12 protein-coding genes are annotated in these 12,412 nt (G+C 72.0%); 10 read left to right on the top strand and 2 right to left on the bottom strand.

Annotation, left to right across the window (positions count from 1 at the left end; all coding sequences use genetic code 11):
- Positions 1–16: 16 nt before the first annotated feature.
- The 7 genes from ccmI to AC6EUL_RS21325 all read left to right on the top strand — a co-directional run bounded on the left by ccmI (position 17) and on the right by AC6EUL_RS21325 (position 7,535).
- Positions 17–1,546 carry a c-type cytochrome biogenesis protein CcmI gene (ccmI, locus tag AC6EUL_RS21355; RefSeq protein ID WP_499872556.1) on the top strand — a complete coding sequence of 510 codons (1,530 nt, stop codon included), beginning with the start codon at positions 17–19 and terminating at the stop codon, positions 1,544–1,546.
- A gap of 145 nt (positions 1,547–1,691) precedes the next feature.
- On the top strand, positions 1,692–2,213 hold the full coding sequence (ccmE, locus tag AC6EUL_RS21350) for a cytochrome c maturation protein CcmE (protein WP_056211898.1): 522 nt from the start codon (positions 1,692–1,694) through the stop codon (positions 2,211–2,213).
- Between the two features lie 76 nt (positions 2,214–2,289).
- Positions 2,290–4,290, top strand: a complete 2,001-nt coding sequence (locus AC6EUL_RS21345; RefSeq protein WP_499872553.1) for a heme lyase CcmF/NrfE family subunit — start codon at positions 2,290–2,292, stop codon at positions 4,288–4,290.
- Positions 4,287–4,757: a cytochrome c-type biogenesis protein gene (locus AC6EUL_RS21340; protein ID WP_056277367.1), complete on the top strand. Its 471-nt coding sequence runs from the start codon at positions 4,287–4,289 to the stop codon at positions 4,755–4,757. The genes AC6EUL_RS21345 and AC6EUL_RS21340 overlap by 4 nt, the downstream gene beginning before the upstream one ends.
- Before the next feature lie 219 nt (positions 4,758–4,976).
- Positions 4,977–5,672: a DUF1007 family protein gene (locus AC6EUL_RS21335; protein WP_056277364.1), complete on the top strand. Its 696-nt coding sequence runs from the start codon at positions 4,977–4,979 to the stop codon at positions 5,670–5,672.
- On the top strand, positions 5,663–6,670 hold the full coding sequence (locus AC6EUL_RS21330) for a nickel/cobalt transporter (RefSeq protein ID WP_499872551.1): 1,008 nt from the start codon (positions 5,663–5,665) through the stop codon (positions 6,668–6,670). Before AC6EUL_RS21335 ends, AC6EUL_RS21330 begins: the two co-directional genes overlap by 10 nt.
- Positions 6,671–6,821: 151 nt before the next feature.
- Positions 6,822–7,535, top strand: a complete 714-nt coding sequence (locus AC6EUL_RS21325; RefSeq protein ID WP_056277360.1) for a hypothetical protein — start codon at positions 6,822–6,824, stop codon at positions 7,533–7,535.
- Positions 7,536–7,543: 8 nt separating this feature from the next.
- Here AC6EUL_RS21325 and AC6EUL_RS21320 read toward each other — a convergent pair whose 3' ends face one another.
- Both AC6EUL_RS21320 and irr read right to left on the bottom strand, forming a co-directional pair.
- Complete coding sequence (locus tag AC6EUL_RS21320; protein WP_056211886.1) at positions 7,544–8,128, bottom strand: histidine phosphatase family protein; 585 nt, start codon at positions 8,126–8,128, stop codon at positions 7,544–7,546.
- 152 nt (positions 8,129–8,280) lie between these two features.
- The gene (irr, locus tag AC6EUL_RS21315; protein ID WP_056211884.1) at positions 8,281–8,790 is read right to left on the bottom strand and encodes a Fur family transcriptional regulator Irr; all 510 of its coding nucleotides are present in this window, start codon (positions 8,788–8,790) and stop codon (positions 8,281–8,283) included.
- 337 nt (positions 8,791–9,127) lie between these two features.
- Here irr and fabA point away from each other — a divergent pair, with 337 nt between their 5' ends.
- The 3 genes from fabA (at position 9,128) to fabI (ending at position 12,283) form a co-directional block, all read left to right on the top strand.
- A complete protein-coding gene (fabA, locus tag AC6EUL_RS21310; protein WP_056211882.1) occupies positions 9,128–9,703 on the top strand; it encodes a 3-hydroxyacyl-[acyl-carrier-protein] dehydratase FabA in 576 nt (191 codons plus the stop codon).
- Positions 9,704–9,817: 114 nt separating this feature from the next.
- Positions 9,818–11,044, top strand: coding sequence for a beta-ketoacyl-ACP synthase I (gene fabB, locus AC6EUL_RS21305; RefSeq protein WP_056211879.1), 1,227 nt, complete (start codon positions 9,818–9,820; stop codon positions 11,042–11,044).
- Between the two features lie 405 nt (positions 11,045–11,449).
- A complete protein-coding gene (gene fabI / locus AC6EUL_RS21300; RefSeq protein WP_056277356.1) occupies positions 11,450–12,283 on the top strand; it encodes an enoyl-ACP reductase FabI in 834 nt (277 codons plus the stop codon).
- Positions 12,284–12,412 lie beyond the last annotated feature (129 nt).

The following is a 12,412-nucleotide window of genomic DNA, read 5'->3' as shown; positions in this document are numbered from 1 at the left end:
CAGCGTTCGGGGCGTGATGACGGCACTTTGGTTCATACTGGCGGTCATGACCGGCGCGGCGGTGTTCGCCCTGCTCTGGCCGATGTCGCGCCGGGCCAATCCCGCCGCCCCGCCGGAGGGCGGTGGCCTCGCCACCGAGACGGGCTTCTACGAGGACCAGCTCCGCGAGATCGAGCGCGACGAGGCCCGCGGCCTGATCGCGCCCCCCGAGGCGGAGGCCGCGCGCACCGAGGCGGCCCGGCGCCTGCTGCGCGCCAACCGCGCCGGCGTCCCGGCAGCCCAGGACATCGCCGAGCCGGCCCTGCGCCAGCGCCGGGCGGCCTCGGCCTTCGCCCTCTCCACCATCCCCCTGGTCGCGCTCATCGCCTACGGTCTCTACGGCTCGCCGCACATGCCGGCTCAGAGTGCGGCGGAGCGCCAGTCCGCCCAGAGCGGCGACCAGGACCTGCTCAAGGCCATCGGCCAGATCGAGGCGCGGCTCGCGGCCGATCCCACCGACGGGCGCGGCTGGTCCGTGCTCGCCCCCGTCTACATGCGGATGGGCCGCTTCGACGACGCCGCCCATGCCTACGAGGCCGCCACCCGCATCCTCGGCGAGACGGCGCAGCGCCTGTCCGACTGGGGCGAGGCCCTGGTGGCGGCGGCCAACGGCGCGGTCACGCCCCAGGCCAAGGCCATCTTCCAGCGGGCGGTCGACCTCGACGGGCAGGTCGCCAAGCCGAAATTCTACCTGGCGCGGGCGGCCGAGCTCGACGGCGACATTCCCCAGGCGATCCAGCGCCTCCAGGCCATGGCCGACGCGGCGCCGGCTGACGCCCCCTGGCTGCCCCTCGTCCGCGAGAACCTGGCGCGCCTGAAGGGCGAGGCCGCGCCCGGCGAGACGAAGGCCCCCGAGGCCGGCGCCGCGGCCGCCCTCCAGGCCCTGCCCCCGGCGAGCCGCGACGGCGCCATCCGCGCCATGGTCGACAGCCTCGACAAGCGCCTGGCCGACCGGGGCGGGAGCCTGGAGGACTGGCTGCGCCTCGTGCGCTCCTATGGGGTGCTCCAGGAGCGCGACAAGGCGAAGGACGCCCTGGAGCGGGCGCGCAAGGCCCTGGGCGACGATCCCGAGGCGAAGATCCGCCTCGACGCGATCGCCGCCGAGGCCGGTCTGGCCGCGGCCCCAGCGGATGCGGCCGCAGCCACGCCCTCCGCTCCTCCCGCCCGGACCGGTTCGGCCTCCGACGAGGCCGCCCGAGCCGGCACGGAGGCCGCCGTCGCGGCCGTCAAGGCGATGCCGGTGGCCGAGCGCGACGCTGCCATCCGCGGCATGGTCGCGGGTCTCGACCGCCGCCTGGCGGCCAAGGGCGGCAGCGTCGATGATTGGCTGCGCCTCATCCGCTCCTACAGCGTGCTCGGCGAGCGCGAGCGCGCCATGCAGGCCCTCGATCGGGCCCGCATGGCCCTGAGCCCCGATGCGGCGGCCATGGAGCGGCTCGGCGAATTGTCGCGCGAGCTCAGCCTCCAGCCCAGTGCGAAGCCCGGCAATGCGGCGGCAAAGCCTTGAGCCCCTGACAATCGGTCCCGGCCCCGGCCCTTGACCCGGGTGGCGCCCCGGCCGACACCGGAACCTGCAAGAAACCCCGCCGGGCGGTCCGGCGCGGAACGCGCGCCGCCCCACCGTCCGAGCCATCAACCGGGATCCTGCCCACGTGACCCGCAAGAGCCGCCGCCTGATCCTGATCGCCGCCTGCGGCGCCGTGCTGGCGTTGGCGCTCGGCCTGATCCTGTCGGCCATGAGCGGGTCGATCGTGTTCTTCCGCTCGCCCACCGAGGTGGCCGCGCAGACCGTGGCCCCGGGCACGCGCTTCCGCCTGGGCGGCCTGGTAAAGGACGGCTCGCTCCAGCGCGGGCCGGACCAGACCGTCGACTTCGCGGTGACGGACACCAACGCCACCATCGCGGTCCAGTACCGCGGCCTGCTGCCCGACCTGTTCCGCGAGGGCCAGGGGGTGGTCGCCGAGGGCACCCTGCTGCCGGGCGGCCTGTTCCGGGCCGACACGGTTCTGGCCAAGCACGACGAATCCTACATGCCGCGCGAGGTCGCCGACGCCCTCAAGGCGCAGGGCCGGTGGCAGGAGGGCAAGGGCCTGGTCGACAAGCCCGCTGCGGCCGCCCCCGAGGCCCAGACGGTCGCCGGCGACAAGACCCTCGGCCAGCGCAGCGAGCGATGATGCCCCGCGCGCCCCGGCCCGTCCCCAGTCGGCCCCGCGTCCCGCGGCACATCCTCCCTTGGAAGGACACCCCGCCTTGCTGATCGAGGTCGGCCATTTCGCGCTCGCCCTGGCGCTCGCCCTGTCCCTGGTCCAGGCGGTGATGCCGGTCTGGGCCGCCCGCTCGGGCGACCAGGCCCTGCGGGCCGTGGCGACGCCCGCCGCCCTCGGCGCCTTCGCCTGCATCCTGTTCAGTTTCGGGGCGCTGACCTACGCCCACGTCACGTCGGACTTCTCGGTCCTCAACGTGATCGAGAACTCCCACACGGCCAAGCCCTTCCTCTACAAGATCTCCGGCGTGTGGGGGAACCACGAGGGCTCGATGCTGCTCTGGGTCCTCATCCTTGCCCTGTTCGGGGCGCTGGTGGCTGTCTCCCGCGAGTCCGTGCCGCCGACCCTGCGGGCGAACACCCTGGCGGTGCAGGGCCTGATCACCTTCGTGTTCGTGCTGTTCATCATCACGACCTCGAACCCGTTCACCCGGGTGAGCCCGGCCCCGGTAGAGGGTAACGACCTCAACCCGCTGCTCCAGGATTTCGGACTCGCGGTGCACCCGCCGCTCCTCTACGTCGGCTATGTCGGCTTCTCGATCACCTTCGCCTTCGCCATCGCGGCGCTGATCGACGGGCGCATCGACGCGGTCTGGGCCCGGGCCGTGCGGCCCTGGACCCTGATCGCCTGGAGCTTCCTGACGCTCGGCATCGCGATGGGCTCGTACTGGGCCTATTACGAGCTCGGCTGGGGCGGCTGGTGGTTCTGGGACCCGGTCGAGAACGCCTCGCTGATGCCCTGGCTCGCCGGCACCGCCCTCCTGCATTCCACCGTAGTGATGGAAAAGCGCGACGCCCTGAAGGTCTGGACGGTGCTGCTCGCCATCCTCACCTTCTCGCTCTCGCTCCTCGGCACCTTCATCGTCCGCTCGGGCGTGCTGACCTCGGTCCATACCTTCGCCACGGACCCGACCCGCGGCGTCTTCATCCTGGCGATCCTGATCCTGTTCATCGGCGGCTCGCTCACCCTGTTCGCCTGGCGGGCGCCGATGCTGCGCCAAGGTGGCATCTTCGCGCCGATCTCCCGCGAGGGCGCGCTGGTGATGAACAACCTGTTCCTGGCCGCCGGCTGCGCCACCGTCTTCGTGGGCACCCTCTACCCGCTGCTGCTGGAGATGCTGACCGCCGAGAAGATCTCGGTGGGGCCGCCCTTCTTCAACTACACCTTCGTGCCCCTGGCGATCCCGCTGCTGCTCATCGTGCCCTTCGGCCAGACCCTGGCCTGGAAGCGCGGCGACGTGCACGCGGCGACGCAGCGCCTGTTCGCGGCCCTGGCCGCCGCGCTGGTGGTCGGCCTCACCGTGACGGCCCTGACCTGGGGCGGCCCGATGATGGCACCCGTCGGGATCGGCCTCGGCGCCTACCTCGTCATCGGCTCCGCGATGGAGATCGTGTCCCGCGCCCGCGGCTACGGCGGCAACCGCGCCCGCGGCGCCGCGATCTGGCGCCGCGCCGCCGGCCTGCCTCGCTCCGCCTGGGGCACCGCGATGGCCCATGCGGGCGTCGGCGTCGTGGTCCTGGGCATCGCCGCGCAGGGCTGGGCGACGGAAGGCTTGAAGACCCTGAAGCCCGGTGAGTCCCTCGCCTCCGGCCCCTACATGGCGACCCTCGACCGGGTCGGTCCGCGTACCGGCGAGAACTACGCCGAGACCACCGCCTTCCTGACCATCCGCAACGCGGCCGGCGACTTCGTGGGCACGGTGGAGACCGGCAAGCGGTTCTATCCGAGCCGCAAGATGACGGTGACGGAATCCGGCCTGCTGACCATCGGCGCGAGCCAGGTCTATGCCAGCCTCGGCGAGGTCCTGCCGGAGGGCGCCATCGGCCTGCGGCTCTACTACAAGCCCCTCGTGCTGCTGATCTGGCTCGGCGCCGTGGTGATGGCGCTGGGCGGCGCGATCTCCCTGACCGACCGGCGCATGCGCGTCGGCGCCCCGGCGCGGGCACGGGCCAAGCCCGTCCCGCCCGGCATGGCCCCCGCCGAATGAGCCGGGCCGTGCTCCCGCACCTCGCCCTGGCGCTCGGGCTGACGCTGGCCTCCGTCGGCGGCGCCCTGGCGGTCCAGCCGGACGAGGTGCTGAAGGACCCGGCCCTGGAAGCGCGTGCGCGGGACATTTCGTCGGGCCTGCGCTGCCTCGTCTGCCAGAACCAGTCCATCGACGATTCCGACGCTCCCCTCGCCCGGGACCTGCGCCTCATCGTGCGCGAGCGCCTGACTGCCGGCGACGACGACAAGCAGGTCCAGGCCTACGTGGTCGGGCGCTACGGCGAGTACGTGCTGCTGCGCCCCGTCTTCGCCCTGCACACCCTGCTCCTGTGGCTGACCCCGGTCGCGGTGATCGGCCTGGGCCTGTTCGGGCTCTGGCGCCTGTCCCGCCGCCGCCCGGCCGCGGCCGCCGCGGGCCTCAGCGCCGAGGAGCGTGCCGAGATCGCCGCTCTGACCCGGCGAGACTGACCCCGGCCGGCTGCGGGCCGAGCGCGGTCGGCGTCGCTCCCGCCCGCCTGCGCGACACGGCCTCAAAGGTCCCGGGGCGCGTGGTCCGGATGCACAAGCGCCCGTGGGCCGACGCCTCGCTTTTGCCCCAGTGAGGCGGGAGACCGGTCCGCAGCGACGGACCCCGCGGCCGGCGCGGCTTTACGAAGTCTTTACCCTGACTCGCGAGCGTCCCGTGCCATGCCGACCGCCTCGCTTTTCCGCATCGCCGCCCTGGCCGGAGCCGCCCTCGGGGCCGCCCTGTCCGCGCTCCCCGCCCAGGCGCATCCCCACGTCTGGGTGACCACCAAGGCCGAGATCGCCTACGGCGAAGGCGGCCGCGTCACCGGCGTCCGCCACGCCTGGACCTTCGATGCCTCGTATTCGGCCTTCGTGACCCAGGGGCTGGACACGAACAACGACGGCAAGCTGACGCCGGACGAACTCGCAGGCCTCGCCGCCGAGAACACCGCCAACCTCGCCGAATTCGCCTACTTCACGAAAATGAAGGTCGGCGGCAAGGAGCAGGCCTTCGCCGATCCCGTCGAGCCCCGCATGGCGATGGAGGGCGACAAGCTGACCCTAAGCTTCCTCCTGCCCCTGAAGACGCCGGTGGCGCAGGGCCGCGGCGTCACGGCCCTGGAGGTCTACGACCCGACCTTCTTCGTCGCCTTCAGCCTGGCGGAGGGCGTGGATGCCGCCCGCCTCGCCGGGGCGCCGACCGGCTGCGCCGCCACCCTCACCCGACCCAAGACCGAGACCCCGGACGCCAAGACCGCCGATGCCAAGCCCGGCGATGCCAAACCGGGCATGTCGGAGGCGTTCTTCGAGGCGCTGACCTCGGCCTCGAACTACGGCGTCCAGTTCGCCAACCGGATCATCGTCGCGTGTCCGTAGGCACCGCCCTCGACGCCGCCCGCCCGGACGGCCGGTCCCGCCTCGCCCGGCAGGTCGTCCTCGTCCTGGCGGCCGTCGCCCTCGCGACCCTGGTCGTCGCCGGCCTCGCCTGGCTGGTGAGCCCGAGCGTCACCGCGCCGCCGCCGCGCTCGCCCTTCGGCATCGGGTTTCGCGAGGCCACCCCGTCCGCCAGCGGCCTTGGGGGCCGGATCCTCGCCCTGCAGGCGAGCTTCTCCCGCAGCCTCCAGGCCGCGGTGCAGTCCCTCAAGGCGGGCGGCGCCTGGGGGCCGATGATGCTCCTCGGCTTCGCCTACGGCGTCTTCCACGCCGCCGGACCGGGCCACGGAAAGGCGGTGATCGCCGGCTACATCGTCGCCGGCGAGCGGGCCCTCACCCGCGGTTTCAGCCTCAGCTTCGCCGCCGCCCTGCTCCAGGCCCTGGTCGCCATCGCCCTGGTGGGCATCGGGACCCTGGTGCTCGGCGCCACCGCCGCCGGCATGACCCGCGCCGGCACGGTGATCGAGACCGTGAGCTTCGCCCTCGTGGCGCTCCTCGGCCTCAGCGTCACCTGGCGCAAGGCCGGCCGACTGGCCGGCCGCACCGATCCGACCTGCGCCCCCGGCTGCGGCCACGTCCACCTGAACGACGCCGCGGCCCTGGCCCGGCTCGACTCGTGGCGCGAGCGCGCCGGCGTCGTGCTGGCCGCGGGCACGCGCCCCTGCGCCGGGGCGGTGCTGATCCTGGTCTTCTCCGCCTCGCAGGGCCTGCTGGCCGCCGGCATCGCCGCGACCCTGGCCATGGCCCTCGGCACCGCGCTGACCACGGGCACGCTGGCGAGCCTCGCGGTCTTCGCCAAGGCCTTCGCCCTGCGCCTCGCGGGCGGACGCGGACGGGCCGGGGTGCTCGCGGTCGGCGGCCTCGAACTCCTGGCCGGCGCCTTCGTGCTGGTGCTCGGCCTCGCCATGCTGGCCGGGCTCGCGGCCGATCTCGGCGGCTGACGCCTCTGGCGCCCTTACTCGCCAAGCCTTCCCTCGCCAAGCCTTCCCTCGCCAAGCCTTCCCTCGCCAAGCCTTCCCTCGCCACGCTCTCCCTCGCCAAGCCCGTGAGGCCGTGGCACTCTCGCGATCCGAAGACGGAGAGAGCGCGGGCATGGCGGCGGGCTTCGAGCATATCCTGAACTGGCGGCTGCTGGCCGGCTCGCACGATTTTCCAGGTCCGGATGGCGGCACCTGCATCAACGAGGCGGCGATCGTGGCCGCCGGCCTGCCCTATCGGGCGATCCGCGCCTCGGCCGATTGCCCGCCCTGTTTCTCGCCACCCCTGTCCGCCTACGCCCTCGGCCTGAACGATGCGATGCCCGATGCCGAGCGGCCGCGCCTGATGGCCTTCGTGCTGCGGCTCTCCGGCTCGGCGGACGTCCCGGCCGTGGAGGCCGAGCGCGTCGCCTTCCTCGCCCTGGCGAGCGTCCGTCGCATCCTGCCGCCCCTCCTGGATCTGGCGGGCCTGCCCACCCTGGCAGCGGCCTGCGACGGGGCGGCGGATACGGACCGGGCCCGGGCGGTTGCCCGGGACGCCGCCTGGCAGGGCGGCGCGCGGGCGCAGGAGGCCTCGCAGCGCGGGGCCTGGAGGCAGGGCGCTCGGGCCGCGGCGGTCGCCCGGGCCGCCACCGCCGCCGGGAAAGCCTTCGCGGATGCGCGCTGTGCGGCCGAGGTCGCGGAGGGTGCCGCGGCCTTCGTGCCGGAGGTCTGGGCGAGCGCCGTGGCGATCCTCGACGAGGCCCTGGAGATCGGCCGCCGGGCGGCGCCTCTCGACCGCGCGCTGGTGCAGCGGCGCCTGGACGCCGCGCGGTCGGGGCTCGCGTAGAGCCCGGCTCAGACCGGGGCGGGCGCCGCCATCGGGTCGAAGGTCACGGTCTGGCAGTTGTCGAGCCAGACGCCCGTCAGGTGATAGAAGAAGGTGCCGTGGCCGACCACCGCGATGCTGTGCTCGGGCCGAGCCGCGAGCCAGTCGCGAAAGCCGAGGACGCGGGCGTCGAAAAGGGTGCGCGGCTCGATATGCACGCCGCGGGCGTCGGGCGCGCCCTCGGCATGCCACCAGATCTCCGGCAGATGGTCGACGGCGACGTCCGGGAACTCGGCGGCTAGCACCGAGGCGGCCCGGCCGACATCGCAGCTGCTCTCCTGGCACTCCCGATGCAGGACCTCGACGAGGATGCGCGGGCGGCTCGGATGGTCGCCGAAGATGCCCTGGGTGGTCTGGATCGCCCGGGTCAGGGGCGAGGTCACCACCAGATCGAAGGGGATGTCGTGCAGGGCCGCCCGGGCCGCCCGGACCTGGCCCTGCCCCCGCTCGGTCAGGCGGGCGTCGACGTGGCCGGGATCCTGTCCGGTCAGGCGGTGCGCGGCGTTGAAGGTCGATTCGCCGTGGCGGACGCAGACGATGCGAGTGGGGGCCATATGGGTCCGGTTTCGATGGGATGGGAGGACGGCGCGCCGGCGATAACTTCGCGAGGCGCGGCATCGTTGCGCGGCGCGTCAGGGCACCGCGCCAAAGAAAAAGGCCCGGTTGCCCGGGCCTCGATGACGGTGCGTGCGGATTCGGCGGGCGGTCAGGCCTTGCGGGCGACCGGGCCACGGCGGCGCAGGCGGACGATCACCTCGACGCCGGCGATCTCCATGCCCTCGGGGGCGTCTGGCAGGGAATCCACGGTGATCCCGCAATCGGGCATGTCCAACACCTGTCCCTCGTCCTCAAGGAAGAAGTGGTGGTGCTCGCTCGGGTTGGTGTCGAAGTAGGCCTTCGATCCGTCGAGGGCGAGCTGACGCAGGAGGCCGGCCTCGGTGAACTGGTGCAGCGTGTTGTAGACGGTGGCCAGCGACACCGGCACCTTGGCGCGCATCGCCTCGTCGTAGAGCATTTCCGCCGTGAGGTGGCGATCGCCGCGGCCGAACAGCAGCCAGCCCAGGGACAGGCGCTGGCGGGTCGGGCGCAGGCCCGCCCGGCGCAGGCGATCGCGCAGATCCGACAGCGGGCAACCGCGACGGCCGGCGGCCATGTCGCCGCCGGGAACGGAGGCCCGCGCGTTCAGCACGGCCTGCAGGGGCAGAAGGTTCGACATCGGGCGTACAAACATCCCACGCGGAAAACGGGAAACTCAGCGGATATGTATACGGAACCCGCTGCCGCATCGCAACCCGAGCCGCACGCGGGGCTGGCCCTGCCCTACGCGGCGGCCCCCTCCGTCCCGTCGTGCCTCCGAGCGGCGGCCGCGGATTGGGACGCTTCGAGCGGGCGGGCAGCTTTGAGGCGCACAAGCCCTGTGTTAACGAAGCGCCGATTTCACGCCGCAGCGTCGGCCGGATCGGCCCGTGCCGTGTCCGTTCCGGCGCCGGTGGCGCGACGCCGAGGGGGCCACGTGCGCCCCGGACCCAACCCTGAGGACCGATCCGCTCATCATGTCTTCCGCTTCCGATCCGAACGCTCCGTCGGGCACCGCCCCGGCGACCGCCGCGCCCCAGCGGGCCTCGCACTATTCCTACGAGGAACTGCTCGCCTGCGGCCGTGGCGAGCTGTTCGGCGCCGGGAACGCGCAGCTGCCCCTGCCGCCGATGCTGATGTTCGACCGCATCGTCTCGATCGGCTCCGAGGGCGGCGCCCATGGCAAGGGCCACGTGCTGGCCGAGTTCGACATCCGACCGGACCTCTGGTTCTTCGGCTGCCACTTCAAGAACGATCCGGTGATGCCCGGCTGCCTCGGCCTCGACGCCCTCTGGCAACTCGTCGGGTTCCATCTCGGCTGGCTCGGCGCCCCCGGCCGCGGCCGGGCGCTCGGCGTCGGAGAGGTCAAGTTCACCGACCAGGTCCTGCCGACGGTGACCAAGGTCGTCTACGGCATCGACATCAAGCGGGTGCGCCTCGGCAAGCTCGTGCTCGGCATCGCCGACGGTTGGCTCGAGGCCGACGGCACCCGGATCTACGAGGCCAAGGACCTGCGCGTCGCGCTGTTCCAGGCCCAGGCGGCGGGCGGCTGAGCCCGACGCGGTTGAGATCGGGACGCCCGAGTCCTACCTGAATCCACGCGAAGGTGCCGTCTCGAGAACAAGCACCGCGAAGAACAAGCCCCGGCGGCGGAGAGCATCGTGTCCATGCGGCGTGTCGTGATCACCGGGATGGGCATCGTCTCATCCATCGGCAACAACACCGAGGAAGTCCTCGCCTCCCTGCGCGAGGCCAAGTCCGGCATCGGGCGTTCGGCCTCCTACGCTGAGCACGGCTTCCGCAGCCAGGTCGAGGGCCGCCCCACCCTCGACCCGGAGGGCGTCGTCGACCGGCGCGCCATGCGCTTCCACGGCGGCGGCACCGCCTGGAACCACGTCGCCATGGACCAGGCGATCCGGAACGCCGGCCTGGAGGCGGGCGACATTTCCAATGATCGCACCGGCATCATCATGGGCTCGGGCGGACCGTCCACGAAGGTCATCGTCGAATCCGCCGCCATCGCGATCGACAAGGGTCCCAAGCGCGTCGGCCCCTTCGCCGTGCCCAAGGCCATGTCCTCCACCGCCTCGGCGACCCTGGCGACCTGGTTCAAGATCAAGGGCGTGAACTATTCGATCTCCTCGGCCTGCGCGACGTCGAACCACTGCATCGGCAACGCTGCCGAGGTCATCCAGGGCGGGCGCCAGGACATCATCTTCGCGGGTGGCTGCGAGGACCTCGACTGGACGCTCTCGGTGCTGTTCGACGCCATGGGCGCCATGTCCTCGAAGTACAACGACACCCCCGCCCGGGCGTCCCGCGCCTACGACGCCAACCGCGACGGATTCGTCATCGCGGGCGGTGCCGGCGTGCTGGTGCTCGAGGAATTGGAGCACGCCAGGGCGCGCGGCGCGACGATCTACGGCGAGATCGCCGGCTACGGCGCCACCTCGGACGGGCACGACATGGTCGCCCCCTCCGGCGAGGGCGCGGTCCGCTGCATGCGCCAGGCGATCGAGGGCCTGAAGGGCGCCAGGATCGACTACATCAACCCGCACGCCACCTCGACGCCCGTGGGCGACGACAAGGAGATCGAGGCGATCCGCGAGGTCTTCGGGCGCGGCGACGACTGTCCGCCGATTGCCGCCACCAAGTCCCTCACCGGCCACTCCCTCGGCGCGACGGGCGTGCAGGAGGCGATCTACGCGCTGCTGATGATGAACAACGACTTCATCTGCGAGAGCGCCCATATCGACGAGATCGACCCGGCCTTCGCCGATATGCCGATCCTGCGCCAGCGCCGTGACGGGGCCAAGCTCGGGCACGTCCTGTCGAATTCCTTTGGATTCGGCGGCACCAACGCGACGCTCGTCCTCAAGCACGTCGACGCCTGAGGGCGACGGATCCGGATCAGGCTTAACGTCCGGCCCGGCCCGTTAAGGAACTGGAGAGACCTTCCGCCGTTCCTTGTTTCTCGGGATTGCTGGAAGGCACAGCCATGTTGTGGTTCACGCTGGGAACCGTCGGCGGCCTCGCCCTTGCCGGGACCACGGCCGTCTACATCAAGCAGGTCATGATAGACCGCGCCAATTGCGACACCGACGGCTACTTCTAGCCGCCGCGCCGCCCCGCCTGCACCCAAAGGCCCCGTCGCGGCTCCCGCACGACGGGGCCTTTGCGTTTCGGCGAAGGCGCCTTCGGCTCCGGTGGGATTGGACAGGGCCACGACCCCCGCGCTAAGCCTCCCACCAACGATGACGGGTCCGAGGGGCCCGAGGATCCGCGACCGGGGGACGTGCATGACGGGTTTGATGGCGGGAAAGCGCGGCCTCATCATGGGGGTCGCCAACGATCACTCGATCGCCTGGGGCATCGCCAAGGTCCTGCACCGCCACGGGGCCGAGCTGGCCTTCACCTACCAGGGCGACGCGCTGGGGCGCCGGGTGTCGCCGCTGGCGGCCTCCGTCGGCTCGGACATCGTCCTGCCCTGCGATGTCGAGGACATCGCCAGCGTCGACGCGCTGTTCACCGCCCTGGACGCGCGTTTCCCCGAGGGCCTCGACTTCGTCGTCCACGCCATCGGGTTCTCCGACAAGGGACAGCTCAAGGGCCGTTACGTCGACGTCACCACCCGCGAGAATTTCTCGCGGACCATGACGATCTCCTGCTTCTCCTTCACCGAGATCGCCCAGCGCGCAGCCAAGCGAATGCCCCGCGGCGGCTCGCTCCTGACGCTGACCTATGGCGGCTCGACCCGGATCATGCCGAACTACAACGTCATGGGGGTCGCCAAGGCGGCCCTCGAGGCCTCCGTGCGCTACCTCGCGGGCGACCTCGGCCCGGACGGCATCCGGGTCAACGCCCTCTCGGCGGGCCCGATGCGGACCCTGGCCGGGGCGGGCATCGCCGATGCCCGCCTGATGTTCAACCACCAGAAGGCGCACGCCCCCTTGCGCCGGACGGTGACCCAGGAGGAGGTCGGCGGCTCGGCGATGTACCTGCTCTCGGATCTCTCGGGCGGCGTCACCGGCGAGATCCACTTCGTCGATTCCGGCTACAACATCATCTCGATGCCCCGCCCCGACGTGCTGCAGGCCCAGGACGAGGCCGGGGTCATCGGCGACGCGGTCTAGCGTTTGTTGGGGATCCGTGGAAACCGGTTATCCCGAACAGATAAACGAGACGAAAGGACCCGAGAATCTGTCAGGTTCAGGACTCCTGACAGACTCTCGGATCAGCCCGAGAACAGCGCGGGCCGGCGG

The sequence above is a fragment of the Methylobacterium sp. 001424705 genome (assembly GCF_059816145.1).
This window is presented reverse-complemented; position numbering and strand designations above follow the sequence as displayed.

Coding starts and splice junctions, on each gene's coding strand:
- AC6EUL_RS21335 (WP_056277364.1), top strand. CDS start 4,977: ATGCCGACCGCCTCGCTTTTCCGCATCGCCGCCCTGGCCGGAGCCGCC.
- fabA (WP_056211882.1), top strand. CDS start 9,128: ATGTCTTCCGCTTCCGATCCGAACGCTCCGTCGGGCACCGCCCCGGCG.
- AC6EUL_RS21325 (WP_056277360.1), top strand. CDS start 6,822: ATGGCGGCGGGCTTCGAGCATATCCTGAACTGGCGGCTGCTGGCCGGC.
- irr (WP_056211884.1), bottom strand. CDS start 8,790: ATGTCGAACCTTCTGCCCCTGCAGGCCGTGCTGAACGCGCGGGCCTCC.
- fabI (WP_056277356.1), top strand. CDS start 11,450: ATGACGGGTTTGATGGCGGGAAAGCGCGGCCTCATCATGGGGGTCGCC.
- ccmI (WP_499872556.1), top strand. CDS start 17: ATGACGGCACTTTGGTTCATACTGGCGGTCATGACCGGCGCGGCGGTG.
- AC6EUL_RS21340 (WP_056277367.1), top strand. CDS start 4,287: ATGAGCCGGGCCGTGCTCCCGCACCTCGCCCTGGCGCTCGGGCTGACG.
- fabB (WP_056211879.1), top strand. CDS start 9,818: ATGCGGCGTGTCGTGATCACCGGGATGGGCATCGTCTCATCCATCGGC.
- AC6EUL_RS21320 (WP_056211886.1), bottom strand. CDS start 8,128: ATGGCCCCCACTCGCATCGTCTGCGTCCGCCACGGCGAATCGACCTTC.